The sequence below is a fragment of the Novosphingobium sp. PhB165 genome (assembly GCF_004341845.1).
Taxonomy (GTDB): Bacteria; Pseudomonadota; Alphaproteobacteria; order Sphingomonadales; family Sphingomonadaceae; genus Novosphingobium.
Genome location: NZ_SLVB01000001.1, coordinates 961286 through 978101, shown reverse-complemented (window position 1 = coordinate 978101; position 16816 = coordinate 961286). Strand labels below are relative to the sequence as shown.

The 16816-nt window shown below is 65.1% G+C and carries 17 protein-coding genes; 5 read left to right on the top strand and 12 right to left on the bottom strand.

What is annotated here, in order from left to right; translation table 11 throughout:
* Window positions 1-74: 74 nt before the first annotated feature.
* The 7 genes from sucD to EDF56_RS04650 all read right to left on the bottom strand — a co-directional run bounded on the left by sucD (window position 75) and on the right by EDF56_RS04650 (window position 7572).
* Entirely contained in the window at window positions 75-965 is an 891-nt protein-coding gene (gene sucD / locus EDF56_RS04675; RefSeq protein ID WP_132385518.1) for a succinate--CoA ligase subunit alpha, read from the bottom strand.
* Window positions 966-1141: 176 nt separating this feature from the next.
* The gene (gene mdh, locus EDF56_RS04670; RefSeq protein ID WP_132385517.1) at window positions 1142-2104 is read right to left on the bottom strand and encodes a malate dehydrogenase; all 963 of its coding nucleotides are present in this window, start codon (window positions 2102-2104) and stop codon (window positions 1142-1144) included.
* Between the two features lie 461 nt (window positions 2105-2565).
* Window positions 2566-2928 carry a hypothetical protein gene (locus EDF56_RS04665; RefSeq protein ID WP_132385516.1) on the bottom strand — a complete coding sequence of 121 codons (363 nt, stop codon included), beginning with the start codon at window positions 2926-2928 and terminating at the stop codon, window positions 2566-2568.
* 116 nt (window positions 2929-3044) lie between these two features.
* Window positions 3045-4163, bottom strand: coding sequence for a cell wall hydrolase (locus EDF56_RS04660; RefSeq protein WP_243652380.1), 1119 nt, complete (start codon window positions 4161-4163; stop codon window positions 3045-3047).
* 204 nt (window positions 4164-4367) lie between these two features.
* Window positions 4368-6542 carry a M3 family metallopeptidase gene (locus tag EDF56_RS04655; protein WP_243652379.1) on the bottom strand — a complete coding sequence of 725 codons (2175 nt, stop codon included), beginning with the start codon at window positions 6540-6542 and terminating at the stop codon, window positions 4368-4370.
* A gap of 314 nt (window positions 6543-6856) precedes the next feature.
* A complete protein-coding gene (locus EDF56_RS25840; protein ID WP_165912071.1) occupies window positions 6857-7018 on the bottom strand; it encodes a hypothetical protein in 162 nt (53 codons plus the stop codon).
* Window positions 7019-7152: 134 nt separating this feature from the next.
* Entirely contained in the window at window positions 7153-7572 is a 420-nt protein-coding gene (locus EDF56_RS04650) for an Rrf2 family transcriptional regulator (RefSeq protein WP_132385515.1), read from the bottom strand.
* 93 nt (window positions 7573-7665) lie between these two features.
* Here EDF56_RS04650 and EDF56_RS04645 point away from each other — a divergent pair, with 93 nt between their 5' ends.
* Window positions 7666-8115: a globin domain-containing protein gene (locus EDF56_RS04645; protein WP_132385514.1), complete on the top strand. Its 450-nt coding sequence runs from the start codon at window positions 7666-7668 to the stop codon at window positions 8113-8115.
* A gap of 24 nt (window positions 8116-8139) precedes the next feature.
* Here EDF56_RS04645 and EDF56_RS04640 read toward each other — a convergent pair whose 3' ends face one another.
* Entirely contained in the window at window positions 8140-8730 is a 591-nt protein-coding gene (locus EDF56_RS04640; protein ID WP_132385513.1) for a septal ring lytic transglycosylase RlpA family protein, read from the bottom strand.
* A 118-nt stretch (window positions 8731-8848) separates the two neighbouring features.
* Between EDF56_RS04640 and EDF56_RS04635 the strand changes: the two genes are divergently transcribed.
* Window positions 8849-10372 carry an AarF/UbiB family protein gene (locus EDF56_RS04635; protein ID WP_132385512.1) on the top strand — a complete coding sequence of 508 codons (1524 nt, stop codon included), beginning with the start codon at window positions 8849-8851 and terminating at the stop codon, window positions 10370-10372.
* A gap of 210 nt (window positions 10373-10582) precedes the next feature.
* Here EDF56_RS04635 and EDF56_RS04630 read toward each other — a convergent pair whose 3' ends face one another.
* Together EDF56_RS04630 and EDF56_RS04625 are read right to left on the bottom strand one after the other, a co-directional pair.
* Window positions 10583-12256 carry a M28 family metallopeptidase gene (locus EDF56_RS04630; RefSeq protein ID WP_132385511.1) on the bottom strand — a complete coding sequence of 558 codons (1674 nt, stop codon included), beginning with the start codon at window positions 12254-12256 and terminating at the stop codon, window positions 10583-10585.
* Between the two features lie 138 nt (window positions 12257-12394).
* Window positions 12395-12862: an SRPBCC family protein gene (locus EDF56_RS04625; RefSeq protein WP_132385510.1), complete on the bottom strand. Its 468-nt coding sequence runs from the start codon at window positions 12860-12862 to the stop codon at window positions 12395-12397.
* A gap of 48 nt (window positions 12863-12910) precedes the next feature.
* Between EDF56_RS04625 and EDF56_RS04620 the strand changes: the two genes are divergently transcribed.
* Window positions 12911-13276, top strand: a complete 366-nt coding sequence (locus tag EDF56_RS04620; protein ID WP_132385509.1) for a metalloregulator ArsR/SmtB family transcription factor — start codon at window positions 12911-12913, stop codon at window positions 13274-13276.
* Here the strand turns inward: EDF56_RS04620 and EDF56_RS04615 are convergent.
* On the bottom strand, window positions 13268-13744 hold the full coding sequence (locus EDF56_RS04615; RefSeq protein WP_243652378.1) for a GNAT family N-acetyltransferase: 477 nt from the start codon (window positions 13742-13744) through the stop codon (window positions 13268-13270). The two genes, EDF56_RS04620 and EDF56_RS04615, sit on opposite strands and share 9 nt — an antisense overlap.
* Before the next feature lie 7 nt (window positions 13745-13751).
* Window positions 13752-14621 carry a 3-methyl-2-oxobutanoate hydroxymethyltransferase gene (gene panB, locus EDF56_RS04610; RefSeq protein ID WP_132385508.1) on the bottom strand — a complete coding sequence of 290 codons (870 nt, stop codon included), beginning with the start codon at window positions 14619-14621 and terminating at the stop codon, window positions 13752-13754.
* A gap of 186 nt (window positions 14622-14807) precedes the next feature.
* Between panB and EDF56_RS04605 the strand changes: the two genes are divergently transcribed.
* Window positions 14808-16373 carry an amino acid permease gene (locus EDF56_RS04605; protein WP_132385790.1) on the top strand — a complete coding sequence of 522 codons (1566 nt, stop codon included), beginning with the start codon at window positions 14808-14810 and terminating at the stop codon, window positions 16371-16373.
* Between the two features lie 234 nt (window positions 16374-16607).
* Window positions 16608-16805, top strand: a complete 198-nt coding sequence (locus tag EDF56_RS04600; RefSeq protein ID WP_132385507.1) for a hypothetical protein — start codon at window positions 16608-16610, stop codon at window positions 16803-16805.
* The last annotated feature ends 11 nt before the right edge of the window (window positions 16806-16816 follow it).

The following is a 16816-nucleotide window of genomic DNA, read 5'->3' as shown; positions in this document are numbered from 1 at the left end:
TCCGGCGTCAAATCGCACCGGTTATTTATAGACCCGTGGCGGCGGCAATGGGCTGCCGCCACGGGCAAAACTGGTTACGCCAGTTCTTTGAGAACCTCGACCAGCGTCTCGCCAAGCAGCGAGGGCGAGGGGGAGACGCGGATGCCCGCTTCTTCCATCGCCGCGATCTTGTCCTCGGCGCCGCCCTGGCCGCCCGACACGATCGCGCCGGCGTGGCCCATGCGGCGGCCCGGAGGAGCCGTGCGGCCGGCGATGAAGCCAACCATCGGCTTCTTGCGGCCACGCTTGGCTTCGTCCTTGAGGAACTGCGCCGCTTCTTCTTCGGCGCTGCCGCCGATTTCGCCGATCATGATGATCGACTTGGTCGCTTCGTCGGCCAGGAACAGTTCCAGGACGTCGATGAAGTTGGTGCCGTTGACCGGGTCACCGCCGATGCCGACGGCCGTGGTCTGGCCGAGGCCGGCGTTGGTGGTCTGGAACACGGCTTCATAGGTAAGCGTGCCCGAGCGCGAAACAACGCCCACCGAACCCTTGGAGAAGATGCTGCCGGGCATGATGCCGATCTTGCATTCGCCGGGGGTCAGGACGCCGGGGCAGTTCGGACCGATCAGGCGCGACTTCGAGCCCGAGAGGGCGCGCTTCACGCGGACCATGTCGAGAACCGGGATACCTTCGGTGATCGCGACGATCAGTTCCATCTCGGCGTCGATCGCTTCGAGGATCGAATCGGCGGCGAACGGCGGCGGAACGTAGATGCAGGTGGCCGAGGCGCCCGTGGCGGCCTTGGCTTCAGCAACGGTGTTGTAGTTCGGCAGACCGATGTGGGTCGTGCCGCCCTTGCCCGGGGTCACGCCGGCGACCATCTGCGTGCCATACGCAAGGGCCTGCTCGGTGTGGAAGGTGCCGGTGGCACCGGTCATACCCTGGGTAATGACCTTGGTGTTCTTGTCGACGAGAATGGACATAGGGGAATCCTAATTCCTGTTCCTGGGGTAGGCCGAAGTGCGGCTTGGGAAGCGCCATGGCGCAAATTCTGCGAAGTGCAACCGTCCAAGTCGTAAAATCAACGGCCCTGAAAATATCCGGACCGCCCGAAGGCTCTACCGGCAGGGTGCCGGGAGCCTTCGGGCGGTATTTCGGATCAGGCCAGCGAGCCGTCGATCGCCTTGCAGGCGACCAGCAGTTCCTTGACCGCATCGATCGAGACCTGAAGACCGGCCTTCGCCTTTTCGTTCAGTTCGATTTCGATGACCTGCTCGACGCCGCCGGCGCCGATCACGACGGGCACGCCGACATAAAGGTTGTCGACGCCATACTGGCCTTCAAGGTGTGCGGCGCAGGGCAGAACGCGCTTCTGGTCGCCCAGGTACGATTCAGCCATGGCGATCGCCGAAGCGGCAGGTGCGTAGAAGGCCGAGCCGGTCTTGAGCAGGGCAACCACTTCGCCGCCGCCGTTGGCGGTGCGCTTGACGATGGCGTCGATACGCTCCTGCGTGGACTTGCCCATCTTGATGAGGTCGGGAACCGGGATGCCCTTGACCGTCGAATATTCGACCACAGGCACCATGGTATCACCGTGGCCGCCGAGCACGAACGAGGTCACGTCGCGGACCGAAACGCCGAATTCCCAGGCCAGGAAGGTCGAGAAGCGAGCCGAGTCAAGCACGCCGGCCATGCCGACGACCTTGTTATGGGGCAGGCCCGAGAATTCGCGCAGCGCCCAGACCATCGCGTCGAGCGGGTTGGTGATGCAGATCACGAATGCGTCGGGTGCGTTGGCGGCGATGCCTTCGCCGACCGACTTCATCACCTTGAGGTTGATGCCGAGCAGGTCGTCGCGGCTCATGCCGGGCTTACGGGCAACACCGGCAGTGACGATGATGACGTCTGCGCCGGCGATGTCTGCATAGTCGTTGGTGCCGGTGATCTTGGCGTCGAAGCCTTCAACCGGACCGCACTGCGACAGATCGAGCGCCTTGCCCTGCGGCAGGCCTTCTGCGACGTCGAAGAGGACGATATCGCCCAGTTCCTTCTGCGCGGCGAGGTGCGCGAGGGTGCCGCCGATGTTGCCGGCGCCGATGAGGGCAATCTTCTTACGAGCCATGATGCGTGCTTGTCCTTCCCACAAGGCGGGATCGACGGACTATAAGGCGGCCTGCTTTCGTCCCGCTGAAGGCAGGTGCCGGGTTCAACGAAGGGCGCGTTACGCCCCTCGATCCGACATTGCAACCGGGAAACCGCCTTGCATCGGCATGGCGACGAAGATTTTACTGATAATAGTTCGCAATTGCAATAGAGGGGTCGGAAGCGCGGGAAACTGGGCCCGGAATCGCATCCGGCCAACCGCTCGGCGCAAAAGCAACCGCGCAATTCGCAAGCCTGTGGCAGCCTTGCGTTGCCCGGATTCTCCCGCAGCAAAATGGCACTGGCAAGAACGGACGATGCGAGTCGGCGCGCCGGCAAGGCGCGTTGTCGCGATTGAGGCGGCAATACAAGGGATGAAACGAAAGAGACGCGGGCCCTTCGACCCGCGCCTCTTTTATGGATTTCGATGGGGAAACGAGGTCAGGCGCCGTTGGCGATCTTGCGTGCGAGCGCTTCGGCCATGCGGCGGTCAAGCTGGCGGCAGATTGCCACCCACCAGTTGCAGGCCTTCTCGTCACCGTGGAGCCGGGCTTCCTCGGCATTGGCGCGGGCATGCCGCGCGGCGGACAGGCCGTAGACCGCGAAGTGGCGCAAGGCCTCGGTCAGCATCCGCTGGTCATGGCCGTTCTGGTTGGCGGCGGAAGGGAGAAGCGGGCCTGAGGCGAAAGTGCCGCGACGTTTCGGGTCGTTGTCGTTCGCGGCGTCGAGCGGCGCCCAGGCACAGCGCATGCGCTTGATAACCGGCGTCATCCCGCCCCGTGCAGCGGAAAAGCGAATGGTCATCGTCGCAGGCCCTTTTTGTGATTGTCGTAGGGCCTTCTATTGCCACGGAGCCCGCTAAGTCTTCGTGAGGGGCTATGGTTTCCAGAGTGTTCAGATTAACTAAGGAAAGACCTTTATCAGGTGCCTGGGGCGGCGATCCACTTGCCGGAATTGGCATATTCAGGACGGATGCCCTGCGCCTCCGGCAGGCCCTGCGCGCGGTAAATGGCATCGCCGCCGCGTCCGCGCACGTCTTGCGTATAGCGTGGGGCCGGTGAAGGCGCAGGAGCGGCGTCGCTCTCGGCCGGTGGAGGCGCAGTCGGCGCCGTAGCGAAGGCGCGTTGCAGCGCGACCGGGTCCAGCGCGGCATCGGCCATGGCACTGGCGGCGGACAAGTCGCGTGGGCGCGGCGCGGCCATCGGCTCGCCGCCGAGATAGGCAAGGCGGAACGCGGCAGGCGCACCTGCGGCGCCTTCGAAACTGTAGAACCGGTGCGCGCCGATCGTGGTGAGATAATGCAGCGTTGGCGCCCAGTAGGGATTGATCTGGATCGTATGATAATGCGTCGCGAGGCCCACGGGCGCGTAGACATAACCGGCCAGCGCGGCGCGGGCGACGGCGGCGGCGCGGTCCCAGAAAAAGCGCTGCGGCGCACGGGCCAGCGATCCGTCGCAGGCGAAGGTGAACTGGCAGCCGGTCGGCCGTTCCGACCCCTGAAACACGACGCCGCACACGGTCTTGGGATAGGCGGGATGCGCAAGGCGGTTGAGCACGACTTGCGCCACCGCGCGCTGGCCGGCATCGGGCTCGGTCGCGGCCTCGTAATAGATCGCCATGGTCATGCACTGCTGCGCGCGGGCCCGGTCGAGTTCGGTCCCGACGAAACGAAACGCGCGGGCTACCGGTCCGGATGGATCGGCGGGAAGGGCTGCACTGGCGTCGTCCGTCTCCACGGCCGGTTCTGGCTGGAGGTAATAATAAGCAGAGCCCGGGAAGCTGCTGCCCGGCTGCTCGAAGGGCATCGGCAGCACGGCGCCATCACCACTACGGGCATCGGCTATAGTAAAGCGATCCCAATTGCCGGGTTCGGCCACGGCGGGCAGGGCGACGGCCGCCAGCGCCCCGGCCCCAAGCGCCCAGCGTCGCCGTAGCCGCCGCCGGGCATGACGTCGCCCGCCGCGCGCGAACTTCCCCGTGAAGTCACGCGGGCGCGGCTCCATCTGGGTGAGTGCGGCAGGGAAGGGGATTTCGGTCACGCGGTCGTCCTAGCGGTTCAGCGCGGACAGCGCATGCGCGCGCTCGCGACTGTCCCGGAGCGGTACGATCTGACGGGAAAAGATGAAGGAGTGGCGAACGGACCGTTAGGCCGGCCCATTCGCCACTCCTTCTGCGCCCAATCGAGCGCCGGCGTTTCGGACATGCAGGAAGCCGCAAGGCCCCCTGCATGATCCCTGTCTGTCTTACTTCGCGGGCTGCGTAAGGCCGCGCGCTTCGAGCATCGGCTGGACGCTCGGGTCATGGCCGGTGAAGTTGCGGAACATCTCGCCCAGTTCCTTCGAGTGGCCCTGACCGAGGAACGTGGCGCGGATGTGGTCGCCATTGGCGCGGGTCATGCCGCCGTTCTGCTCCACCCAGGCCCAGCCGTCATGCGCAAGCACTTCGGTCCAGATGTACGAGTAGTAGCCCGCCGCATAGCCGTTGTCCCAGATATGGCGGAAGTACGGCGTCCGGTAGCGCGGCGGGATAAGGTCCGTCCGCAGGCCCGTTTCGGCCAGCGCCTTGGCTTCGAAAGCCATTGGCGGCTGCGCGGCGGCTTCGGGGCTCAGCGTGTGCCAGCGCAAGTCGAGCATCGCGCCGGTGAGCGTTTCGCCCAGCGCAAGGCTCTGGTTGAACTTGCGCGCCGCCTTGATCTTCGTGAGCAGGTCCGCCGGCATCGGCGCGCCGGTCTGATAGTGCTTGGCGAAGTTCTGGAGCACTTGCGGCACGGTCGCGAAGTTCTCGTTGAATTGGCTGGGGAACTCCACGAAGTCCGTGGCGGTATTGCTGCCCGAGAGCGAGGCGTACTTCTGGCTGGCGAAGAAGCCGTGCAGCGCGTGGCCGAATTCGTGGAACATCGTCGTCACATCGTCCCACGTGGCAAGCGGGGGCTGGCCATCGGCGGGCGGGTCGATGTTCAGGGTGTTGGCCACCACGGGCTTGGTCCCGTTGACGAAGGACTGGTCAACGAAGTTGTTCATCCACGCGCCGCCCTTCTTGTTGGCACGCGCGAAGGGATCGTAATAGAACAGCGCCAGCGACGAGCCGTCCTTGTCGAAGACTTCGTAGACGCGCATCGTCGGGTGATAGACCGGCAGGTCGGTGCGGCGCTTGAAGGTGATCCCGTAAGTCTGCGTGGCGGCGTAGAACACGCCGTTTTCCAGCACGTTCCAGACTTCGAAGTAGGGCTTGATTGCCGTTTCATCGAGGTCGTACTTCGCCTTGCGGACCTTCTCGGCATAGTAGCTCCAGTCCCAGGGCTGGAGCGCGTCGGTCACGCCGTCGGCCTTGGCGGCTTCGGACAGCAGCGCAGCCTCGCGGTCCTGCGTGGCGCGCAGGGCGGGGACGAAGCCATTCATGAAGTCCATCGCCTTCTGCGGCGACTTGATCATGCGGTTGTACATCTGGAGCGTCGCGAAGTCCGGCTTGCCGAGCAGTTGGGCCTTCTTGGCGCGTGCCACCGCGATCTGGGTGACGATGCCGGTGGTGTCGTACTGGTCGCCCGAGGAGGTGCGGTTGATGCTCGTCTCGAACACCTGCTTGCGGCTGTCGCGGTTTTCGAGCTGGGTCAGAACCGGCTGCTGCGTGAAGTTGAGCAGCGGGATCAGGTACTTGCCGGGCTTGCCCTGATCGGCGGCACGCTTGGCGGCGGCGGCGATGTCGGAATCGCTCATGCCCTTGAGCTGGGCGGCGTTGTCGAACACCACCGCATGGGCGGCAGTGCCGGCGGTCAGCGTCTGCGAGAACTTGGTCTCAAGGGTGGCGATCTCAAGGTTGATCTTCTTGAGTTCGACCTTTTGCGCGGGTGAGAGCAGGGCGCCGCGATTGACGAACTTGTCGTACGTCGTGGCGAGCAGCATCGCGTCTTCGCCGGTCAGCGCCTTGCCTTCCGCGCTGTCGTGCACGGCCTTGACGCGGGCGAACAGCGCGGCGTTGAGGTAGATATCGTCGTTGAGCGCGGAGATCTGCGGGCTCACGGCCGTGTCGGCAGCGTCGAGCGTGTCATTGGTGTTGGCCGACGTGAGTTGGCTGAACACGTTGTAGACCCGGTCGAACATGCTGCCCGCGCGCTCCATGGCGACCACGGTGTTCTCGAAGGTCGGCTTGGCCGGGTTGGCGGCGATCGCCTTGATTTCGGCGCGCTTGGCGGCAATGCCGGCCTCGATCGCGGGCTGCCAGTCGGTGTCCTTGTAGAGGGGGAAGTTCGGCGCCTGGAATTGCAGCGTGCTGGGTTGGGCAAACGGCCCGGCATAGGCGGTTGCAGCGGCGGGCGCCGCGCTGGCCTTGGCATCCTTGGCAAGAGCGGTCATCGGCATGCCTCCAAGCAGGCCGGTGCCCAGCACGAGGGGGGCAGCAGCGGCCATGAGCCGGGTCTTCATCGGTCATTTCTCCTGGCGGCGGCAACCCTGAAAGATGAGCCGGCATCCGGGGGAGCGTGTGCATGAAGCCGGCTCCCCTGGCGCCGGTGAGGGCGCCGCAGGTGGTGGAAGCCATGGGTTGAAGCGCAGAAATCCGCCACAGGCAAGCGCTCACACGCACCATTCCGGCGCATTGCGCAAGCGGGCTTACGGGCTTTCGTTATCGCCAAGCGCAATGACGCCGGAGCGCAACCATGTTACGCTCCGGCGCCTCGACGGTCGCGCCATGCCTCTGTGAAGAGGCGAGTTTGCCGGCGGGGGGATTTCCGGCCCGGTCAGTTCGACCGGAAGCGACCGTTCGACCAGATCTGCATGGGTTGCTCGCGGCCTTCGTCGTGTGCGCGCACGCGATCCTCAAGCTGGCGATCGAAGATCAGCGAGCCGGTGCGGCGGGCAAAGCGGCTGCGGCGGTAAGGAAGTTCGGCCCCAATGTTCATAATGTATCTCCTCTCACGCCCAGCAACGCCGAAGCGGCGACTAGGTTCCCACTTTGGGACAGCGAATCCGAGGAAGGAGTCAGGTCAAAAGAGTTAGGCCAAGGAAATCAGGTCACCAGATTCTGGGCTCGGATTCAGGTCGCAGAAAACAGCGGCAGTGGCAGGCGCGTACCCGCGGCGGCGTCGGCCAGCGTGGAGCGGTCCAGTTCGGCCAGAAACGCGCCCACGGCATTGCGGAGCAGGCCGGTGAGCCCGCAGGCCCCCTTCAGCAGGCAATTGTCGCAATCGGCCGGTTGCAGGTTGGGCTCGGTCAGGCGCACGACTTCGCCCAGCGTGATTTCGCTCGCCGGGCGGCCGAGCCGAAACCCACCGCCGCGCCCGCGCACCGTCTCCAGCAAGCCCGCGTTCCCCAACAGGTTCACCACCTTCATCGCATGATTGCGCGAGATCTCGTGGGCTTCAGCCACTTGCGCGATCGAGAGCAGGTGATCCCGGTCCATGGCGGCGTGAAGCAGGATGCGCAGGGCGTAATCGGTGTGCGCAGTCAGGCGCAATCGCGGTCTCCGTAAATTGATGCTTCTGGTTTACATCTTTTCCGATCGACGTATAGATGCATTCAGTTTGCATCTTTAAAAGGGCGACTCGATATGACTGCTCCTCTCGGCGAACGGACCGTCGCCATCGTCAAGGCCACCGCGCCGGCGCTTCAGGAACATGGCGTGGAGATCACCACGCGTATGTACGAACGGCTTTTCGTGAATGAGGAAGTGCGGGCGATGTTCGACCAGGCCGCACAGCAATCGGGTGAGCAGCCGCGCCGCCTTGCCGCCGCGATCCTTGGCTATGCGCAGAATGTCGACAAGTTGCAGAAGCTGGATGGCGCCGTGGCCCGCATGGTCCATCGCCACGTCGAGACCGGGGTGAAGGCAGAACACTACCCGCTCGTGGCCGAAGCGCTGCTCCCCGCGATCCGTGACGTGCTGGGCGATGCGGCTACCGACGAAGTGCTCGCGGCCTGGGGTGAGGCATATTGGTTCCTTGCCAATCTGCTGATCGGCAAGGAAGAGGAAGCTTACGCCGAGCGCGAGATGGCGTGACCGCCCTCGCGGTTGAGCCGGTCCTCAGCGGGTGCCGACGCCGCGATCGAACTGGGATTGCAGGTTCGCCAGCGTCGTCGGACTGACTGGCGGGAGTTCCTGCGCCGCCTTGCCCTTGCGCAGGGCGGCGCGGTCCTTTTCCGGTGGTTCGACCACGCGCACGCGGACGGCCGCCTTGCCCTTGCCGCGAATGCCAAGGGCTTCTGCGGCGCCACGTGACAGGTCTATCACCCGGGCGCTCTCGCCAAAAGGCCCCCGGTCGTTGACGCGCACCACGATGCGGCGGCCGGTGTCGAGCGAAGTCACTTCGACATAGCTGGGCAGTGGCAGCGTCTTGTGTGCGGCCGTGATCCAGTCCGGGCGGAAGCGTTCGCCATTGGCGGCTTTGTTGCCGGATTCGTTGCCGTACCACGTGGCATAGCCGAGCACGTCGTAATCGGGCTGGGTCGCGGGCGTATAGGTGACGCCGCGCACTTTGTAGGGCGCGCCGACGCGCACCGGAACGTCGCTGACCGCGCGGAACTTTGTCCCGCCGCCGCAGGCCGATAGCGCCACGGCCAGCGTGACTGTCAATGCGAATGCGGGCCCCCGCGCGCCCGTTAAACTGCCGCTCATTTGAAATTCCTAGCTTTATGGGCGTCGCCGTGTCCAATCGTTCCGGCGCTGACTGCGGGCGGGTCGCCGGAACCGGGGGCGCGTCCGGCAGGTTGTCCACGGCTGAAGGAGTGCGCGCATGTTCAAGTCGATCGCGGTGGCCACGCGCGACCGGGGGCGGATGGCCGAAGTCTCTGCCGTGATTGCGCGCTTCGGGCTGGAATCACTGGCGGTCCGGCTGGGGCTGGGTGAGAGCGACAGCCGCGAGGGCGTGGAAGCCCGCGACCTGCCGACACGCACGCGCCGCGCGCTGGAGGCGCTGGGGCCGACTTACGTCAAGCTCGGCCAGATCCTCGCCACCCGGCGGGATCTGCTGCCTGACCCATGGATCGCCGCCTTCGAGCAATTGCAGAGCGACGCCCCGCGCCTGCCGTTCGAGCAGTTGCGCGCCGAAGTGGAAGCTGCACTGGGTGAAACGCCCGAGACGGCCTTCGCCGCCTTCGATACCGAACCGCTCGCGGCGGCCTCGATCGCGCAAGTCCACCGCGCCCGGTTGCAGGACGGCACAGAAGTCGTGGTCAAGATCCGCCGCCCCGGCATTCGCGCGCGGATGGAGGCGGACCTCCGGCTCATGCGCCACCTCGCGGCATTGGCCGAGGCGCGTAGCGGCGCAGTGCGGCGGATGCGGCCGACGGCGATGATCGAACAGCTGGGCCGCGAGATCCTGGATGAGCTGGATTTCGCCAACGAAGGTCGCAATGCAGACCTGCTGCGCGCCGATCTCGCCTCGCTGGAACATGTCATCGTGCCCCGCATCCACTGGGAATGGACCGGCGAGCAAGTGCTCGTCATGGACTATGTCGAGGGCATTCCCCCACGCGACCCGGCGGCACTCAAGGCCGCCGGGATCGATCCTTCGCGCATCGCCTTGCTGGGGGCGGAACTGGTACTGGAGATGGTGCTGGTCAACGGGCGCTTCCACGCCGATCCGCATCCCGGCAACCTGCTGTGCATACCGCCGAAACAACCGGGAGACGATGGGCTGGCCTTGCTGGACCTTGGCTCGGTCGGTTTCGTCAGCCCGCGAAGACAGCACGAATTCCTGACTTTCATTCTCGCGCTGCGCAGCGGCGATCCGCGCGGCGTGGCCGACATGCTGGTGGCATGGTCCGAAGGGGGCGATATCCCGCGCGAGACGTTGCTGCGGGCCTCCGAGCGCCTCGTCTCGCGGCACGGTACTGGCAAGCTGGTGCTCAATGCGATGGTGGCGGATTTCTTCCCGCTGCTGCGGCAGGAGGGGCTGGTGCTGCCGCCTGACCTCGTACTGATCTTCAAGGCGATGGTGACGATGGACGGCGTGCTGGCGGGCATCGCGCCGGACTTTGACCTTTCGGACGCGCTGGGCCGGATGCGCGGCAAGCTTGTCGCCTCGCGGCTGTCGCGGCTGACCGAGCCGGATAAACTCGAAGCCGCGCTGCTGGAATTCTCCCGCGTGGCTGAAGAGGCGCCCCGTTTCCTGCGCGCCGCTGCCGCGAGGATGGAAGCGCCCGTCTCTCAGGCCCGCGACGAGAGCGCGGCCAGAGCCATCAAGCTGGCTGGATGGCTGGTAGGCGGCGCGGTGGTGTTTCACGCGCTTGCCGCCTTGCTGATCCACTGGACCTGAGCCAGCGCCCGCCGTCCGTAGTCCGTCGTTCCTCCACCGTCGTTCGTCATTGCGAGCGGAGCGAAGCAATCCAGAGCGGTTTGCGCCTACTCTGGATTGCCGCGCGGCTTCGCCGCTCGCAATGACGAGGGTGGGAAACGGTGGGCGGTAATCACGTGCGGCCCGTGTAGCCCCCTTAGGTCGCCGCCCACTGTGTTAAGGGCGAGGCGCTTACTTGCGCGCCGCTTCCGACTTGTCCCGTGCTGCCTTGAATTCCGAACCCGGCTTCCACTGCGGCCACCGGGACGAATTGGCGAGGTCGGTACCGATCGTGCGGATCAGTTCGATATCCTGCACCGCGCCGTCCATGTTCCAGTCCGGCGACCACATGTCGCAGGCCTGATGATAGCACTGGCCAGTATAGGCATCGATCCACGCCTGACCCGCCTTGACGCCGCTGTCCTTGAGGTCCGCCGCGCCCGCGATGCCCATCAGCAGCATCACCGGCACGCCGCGCTTGGCGAAGGAGAAGTGATCGGCCCGATAGAACAGCCCACGCTCGGGCAGGCCCTCGGGTGTCACGCGGCGGCCTTGTGCAGCGGCGACGCGGGCCATGTCGTCCTCCAGCGTGTCCTGGCCCTTGCCGATCAGCGTCACGTCGTTCGCGGCGCCCGCCGTCTGGAGCACATCGATGGCGAGGTTGGCGACGGTCTTCTCCATCGGGAACACCGGATTGGCAGCGTAGAATTCGGAGCCGAGCAGCCCGCGCTCCTCCGCCGTCCACGCGGCGAAAACGACCGAGCGCTGCGGCGGCGTCTCCGCCTTCATGACCCGGGCAATGTCGAAGAGCGCGGCGATGCCGATCCCGTCGTCATTGGCGCCCGCGCGGTAGATGCGGCCCTGCGCGTCCGGAGCGCCCTTGCCATAAGCGTCCCAGTGGGCGCCGAACATCACCACTTCGTCCTTGCGCGTGGTGCCGGGGATCTGGGCCAGCACGTTGTGGCTCATGACCTGTTCGTGGTTCACCGGCACATCGGCATCGAACGCCACGCCCTTGAGTTCCACGGGCTTGAAGTCGGCCCGCCGGGCGGCGGTGGAGAGTTTTGCAAGGTCCAGTCCGGCCGAAGCGAACAGCCGGGTTGCCGCATCGCCCGAGAGCCAGCCTTGCAAGGCCAGGCTGGTGAGCTTGCCCGGCGCGCGCACGATGTCGTAGTTCTCGCCGCCCGGGCTGGTGACGACGTTCCAGCCATAGCCCGCGCCTTCGGTCTCGTGGACGATCAGCGCGCCGATTGCGCCTTGCCGCGCGGCTTCTTCGAACTTGTAGGTCCAGCGGCCGTAATAGGTCATCGTCCGGCCGCCGAACTTGCCGGCGACCGGCTCGCCGCTGGCGGCGTGGAAATCGGGATCGTTGATGAGGAAGACCACGACCTTGCCTTTGAGGTCGGCGCCCTTGAAATCGTCCCAGCCGCGTTCGGGCGCGTTCACGCCGTAGCCGACGAAGACCACCGGCGCGCCGGCGATCCGGGCCGTGTCGTCCGGGCGCACGGTGGAGATGTAGATGTCTTTCGCCACCTCGACCGGCATCGTGCCCTTGGGGCTGGTAAAGGCGAGCGTGCGGGGCGCGGCCAGCCGGGTGTGCAGCAGCGGTACGTTCTGGACCCACTGTCCATCAGGCCCGGCAGGCTGGAGGCCGAGGTCCTGGAAGCGCGCGATCAGGTAGCCGATGGTCCGCTCCTCGCCCACGGTGCCGGGCGCGCGGCCCTCGAACGTGTCGGAGGAGAGCGTTTTCACATCGGCAACGATCCGTGCGGGATCGATGGCCTCCTTGGCGAGGGCAGGGTGCGAGGCGGCGGCGAGCAGGGCTGCGACCAGAATGGGGATGCGAGGGGGGGATATCGTGTTCATGCCCCACGCTTTTAGATCGCGAGGTGGGGGAGGCAAGGGGTGGTAGTGCTTGTCTGCGGGGCCTTCGACAGGCTCAGGCTGAGCGGGATTGGAAGGTGGTTTGGGGTCTGCGGGTTCCGGGGCGCTGCGGATGTGTCGTTATTTATAGAAGCCTTCGCGCAAGTTTATCCCGTGTTCCAGCCACGCTTTCATCGCTGCCAGCATCCCGGTCCAGCCTTCGCAATTGCCGTAGGAGGCCTTGATCCCCTCCGGCGTGTCCAGCCAGCCTTCCTCGGCGATCTGGACGCGCGTGCGGCCGTCGTCGAGCGCTTCGAACGTCATGGTCACGAGTGTCCGGTGTGTGCCGTCGGCATCTGCTGGGACCGCGCTCTTGTCGCCATCCCAGCGCAGGACGATGCGCTTGTCCTTCTCGACTTCGACCACATGGACGGGGAAGGCGCCGGGGAAATCGTGAAAATCCCAGGTGACGACGGCACCCGTCTCCAGCCGGCCTTTCGCGCCGCCGGTGGTGAAGAATTCGGACAGCGAGTCAGGGTTCGCGACGGCTTCGAAAACCTCGCCAACAGGCTTTGCGATCCGGCCCCCGACAGTGAACTTCGGCGTCATGGTTCGACTCCCTTGCAGGTCGATCCGATTATGTTATGATTTTGTAACATGTCAACCGACGATCAAGACGACGCGCTGTTCAAGGCGCTTGGGCACCGGGTGCGGAGGCGCATGCTGGACGTGCTGAAGGAGCGCGCCTGCACGACAGGCGAACTGTGCGCGCTGATGCCGGAACTCGATCGCTGCACAGTGATGCAGCATCTGAAAGTGCTGGAGCAGGCCGGGGTGCTGATCGTCGAGCGGCGCGGGCGAGAGCGGTGGAACCACCTCGACGCCCTGCCGATCCACGCGATTCACGAGCGCTGGATCGGGCCTTATGCCGCTTACGCCGCGTCGATGCTCAGCCGTCTCAATCGTATCGTGGGTGACGCGGAAAGTCCCGGCGTGGCGCCCGATGTGGAGACATCACGCTGAGATAAAATCAAGCACCATGAACTGGTTATGGGGGCTTTCTGCGTAGTCTGCGAAAGGCGGGCACGAGGTGAAGCCGCCCTTGCGGTAGAGCGCGATGGCCGGTTGGTGCAGCTCTGCCGTGCCGGTTTCCAGATAGAGCCGCGCATAGCCACGCGCACGGGCTTCGGAGACCACATGATCGAGCAGGGCACGCCCGACGCCGGTGCCCCGCGCTTCGGGGGCGGCGCGCATCGATTTTACTTCGCCTTCGCCGTCTCCCAGATCTTTGAGCGCGGCGAAACCGGCAAGCAGGTCCCCGCGCCAGGCTGTCCAGAAGGTCACTTCCGGCGCCGAAAGGCCGCTGGAATCGAGCGCGAAGGCATGCTCGCCCATGACCGAGGCCAGCTCGGAAAGGTGATGGGTGAGCAAGTCGGCGACATAGGGCGCCGTCGGATCGTCGATCCGCAAGGTGAGCGTTGCTGTGACCATGATCGGGTTACTTCGGCTGATAGGTCTGTTCGACGCCGGGGAAGGTGCGGGCGCGCACCTCCTCGGCATATTTGGCCGCTGCTTCGGAGACCAGCGTCGCCATGTCGGCATAGCGCTTCACGAAGCGAGGCACGCGGTCGAACATGCCCAGCATGTCCTCGGCCACCAGCACTTGTCCGTCGCACTGCGCCGAAGCGCCGATTCCGATCACGGGTACTTCAAGGCTCTGCGTGAGCGCGACTGCGATCGGTTCCACCACGCCTTCGACGACAACCGAGAAGGCGCCCGCATCCGCCACGGCCTTGCCGTCCGAAATGATCTTGGCGTGCTCTTCCTGACTGCGTCCCCGTGCGCCGTAGCCGCCCAGCGCATTCACGGCCTGCGGGGTGAGGCCGATATGCGCCATCACCGGAATGCCGCGGCTGGTCAGGAAGGCGATGGTCTCCGCCATGGCGACGCCGCCCTCCAGCTTGACGGCGGCGCAGCCGGTCTCGGCCATGACGCGCGCGGCCGAGGCGAATGCCTGCTGCGGGCTTTCCTCATAAGAGCCGAAAGGCATGTCCACGATGACCAGCGAGTGGTAGCTGCCGCGCACCACGGCGGCGCCGTGGGCGATCATCATGTCCAGCGTGACGGGCAGGGTAGAGGGCAGGCCGTAGATGACCTGCGCCAGCGAATCCCCTACCAGCAGGATGTCGCAATGTTCGTCCAGCAATTGTGCTTGCCGGGCGGTATAGGCCGTTAGCATGACCAGCGGCTCGGCGGTCAGGCCGCCGGATTTGCGGCGCTGAATGGCAGGAACCGTCAGGCGCTTCATCGGTGCCGGAGTGGGATTGGCGCGGCTGGTCGCGGTGTCGAGCTGGAAGGTCGTGGACATGGCTCGGGCTTTTAGCGGGCTCGTCCGTGCTCGGTAAACCCCATTAGCTCGATGTCTTCGGCACAGCCCGGAACTGGCCCCATTATGCGGTCCAGATACAGCAAAACTGGGGAACCAAGCGCGTTATCGCTTGCGATGTTCGGGCATGGCGCTAGCGTCGCCGCCATACAAGAACTCGGGGGTCCAATAATGTTCGGACGCGTAAAACCGCTCGACGCCATTCTGGCGACGGCGGAAAAGAAATCTCTTCACCGGTCGCTCGGACCCGTGCAGCTGACGCTTCTGGGTGTCGGCGCAATCATCGGCACCGGTATTTTCGTTCTCACTGCCGCGGCGGCCCAGAAGGCCGGGCCCGGCATGATGTGGAGCTTCGTGATCGCCGGCGTCGTCTGCGCCGTGGCGGCACTGTGCTATTCGGAACTGGCCTCGATGGTGCCGGTTTCCGGTTCTGCCTACACGTACAGCTATGCAGTCGTCGGCGAATTGCTGGCCTGGATGGTCGGCTGGGCGCTGATCCTGGAATATGCCGTTGCCGCTTCGGCCGTTTCAGTCGGCTGGTCGGGCTATTTCATGGGCCTGCTCAAGAGTTTGACAGGGTTCCAGTTACCCGAATTGTTATCGGCTGGACCCAGCTGGTCGCTCACCGGCGTCGATTTTAGCCACGGCATCATCAACGTCCCCGCCATCTTCGTGGCGCTGGCGGTGACGGCGCTGCTGGTGATCGGCACCAAGGAAAGCGCCACTTTCAACGCAATCCTCGTCGCCATCAAGGTCGCCGCGCTGACGATGTTCATCGCGCTGACCCTGCCGGTGCTGAAAGTCGAGCATTTCGAGCCTTTCACGCCGAACGGCTGGTTCGGCCCGGCGGGTAGCAGCGGCATGGGCGTCTTCGGCGCCGCCGCCTCGATCTTCTTCGCCTATGTCGGCTTCGACGCAGTTTCCACCGCGGCTGAGGAAACCAAGAACCCGCAGCGCAACGTGCCGATCGGCCTGATCGGCAGCCTTGCGATCTGCACCGTGTTCTACCTGCTCGTCGCCGGCGGGGCGATCGGTGCCGTCGGCGCCCAGCCGACCGCAGCGGGCATTCAGCCCGGCTCGCCCGAGTTCGCCGCACAGTGCGCCGCACTCGCCAAGCAGGGCGCAACGCCGCTGGTCTGCTCGAACGAGGCGCTGGCCCAGGTTCTCCGCTCGATCAACTACACCCGCGCGGGCGACCTCATCGGTCTGGCCGCCAACCTTGCGCTGCCCTCGGTCATCCTGATGATGCTCTACGGCCAGACCCGTATCTTCTTCGTGATGGCGCGCGACGGCCTGCTTCCCGAGAAGCTGGCGACCGTCCACCCCAAGTGGAAGACGCCGCACATCGTCACCATGATTACCGGCGTCTTCGTGGCGATTGCCGCCGCACTGCTGCCGGTGGGCCAGCTCGCCGACATCTCGAACTCGGGCACGCTCTTCGCGTTCCTGATGGTCTCGGTGGCCGTGCTGATCCTGCGCGTGCGCGATCCCAAGCGCGTCCGTCCGTTCCGCACCCCGCTGGTGTGGGTGGTGGCGCCCTTCGCGATCATCGGCTGCGTGGTGCTGTTCTTCAACCTGCCGGTTGAAGCGATGCTGGTGCTTCCGGTCTGGGGCGGTATCGGCCTCGTCGTCTACTTCGCTTACGGTTACCGCAAGAGCCATGTCGGCCGCGGTATCGTCGAGACTCACGAGGAAGACTTCGACGCTCCGCCGCAGCCGCTTCCGCCGCACTGAGGCAGGGGCTTAGCGAAAACAGGAAAGGGGGCTTCGCGCCCCCTTTTTTGTTGCCCGGCCCTATTTTGTTGCCCGGTACAGCGAAGTTCTCCCTAAATTTTCCCCGCACTATCCTCCGGTTTTCCCGGAGTTACCCACAGTGCGACAATCGTTTGAACCGGCCGCTCCAGTAGTACGAAATTTACCAATTGGTGGGAGAATTCCCCCCAGGCACAGTCAAGGCAGTTTATCGTCATGGCAATCATCAAGGCGTTGATCCCGGCTTTCCTGCTTACGTGGGTCGTTTCGCTGGTCATCGGATCGCAAGGCTCGCATGGGGGAGCGCTTACGATCACGCATACGTTCTACCAAGGTCACGAACTCTATTGGTCCTGGCCCTTGTTCCTGGGCGCCACCGGACTGGCCTGGGCGATCTTCTCGATGCTCGAATAAACCGATGTGCG

What these genes read in the sequence shown, in the direction of transcription:
- EDF56_RS04655 (WP_243652379.1), bottom strand. Translation starts at nt 6,542, where the DNA reads ATGAAGACCCGGCTCATGGCCGCTGCTGCCCCCCTCGTGCTGGGCACC.
- EDF56_RS04640 (WP_132385513.1), bottom strand. Translation starts at nt 8,730, where the DNA reads ATGAGCGGCAGTTTAACGGGCGCGCGGGGGCCCGCATTCGCATTGACA.
- EDF56_RS04635 (WP_132385512.1), top strand. Translation starts at nt 8,849, where the DNA reads ATGTTCAAGTCGATCGCGGTGGCCACGCGCGACCGGGGGCGGATGGCC.
- EDF56_RS04665 (WP_132385516.1), bottom strand. Translation starts at nt 2,928, where the DNA reads ATGACCATTCGCTTTTCCGCTGCACGGGGCGGGATGACGCCGGTTATC.
- sucD (WP_132385518.1), bottom strand. Translation starts at nt 965, where the DNA reads ATGTCCATTCTCGTCGACAAGAACACCAAGGTCATTACCCAGGGTATG.
- EDF56_RS04600 (WP_132385507.1), top strand. Translation starts at nt 16,608, where the DNA reads ATGGCAATCATCAAGGCGTTGATCCCGGCTTTCCTGCTTACGTGGGTC.
- EDF56_RS04615 (WP_243652378.1), bottom strand. Translation starts at nt 13,744, where the DNA reads ATGGTCACAGCAACGCTCACCTTGCGGATCGACGATCCGACGGCGCCC.
- EDF56_RS04645 (WP_132385514.1), top strand. Translation starts at nt 7,666, where the DNA reads ATGACTGCTCCTCTCGGCGAACGGACCGTCGCCATCGTCAAGGCCACC.
- EDF56_RS04630 (WP_132385511.1), bottom strand. Translation starts at nt 12,256, where the DNA reads ATGAACACGATATCCCCCCCTCGCATCCCCATTCTGGTCGCAGCCCTG.
- EDF56_RS04625 (WP_132385510.1), bottom strand. Translation starts at nt 12,862, where the DNA reads ATGACGCCGAAGTTCACTGTCGGGGGCCGGATCGCAAAGCCTGTTGGC.
- panB (WP_132385508.1), bottom strand. Translation starts at nt 14,621, where the DNA reads ATGTCCACGACCTTCCAGCTCGACACCGCGACCAGCCGCGCCAATCCC.
- EDF56_RS04620 (WP_132385509.1), top strand. Translation starts at nt 12,911, where the DNA reads ATGTCAACCGACGATCAAGACGACGCGCTGTTCAAGGCGCTTGGGCAC.
- EDF56_RS25840 (WP_165912071.1), bottom strand. Translation starts at nt 7,018, where the DNA reads ATGAACATTGGGGCCGAACTTCCTTACCGCCGCAGCCGCTTTGCCCGC.
- mdh (WP_132385517.1), bottom strand. Translation starts at nt 2,104, where the DNA reads ATGGCTCGTAAGAAGATTGCCCTCATCGGCGCCGGCAACATCGGCGGC.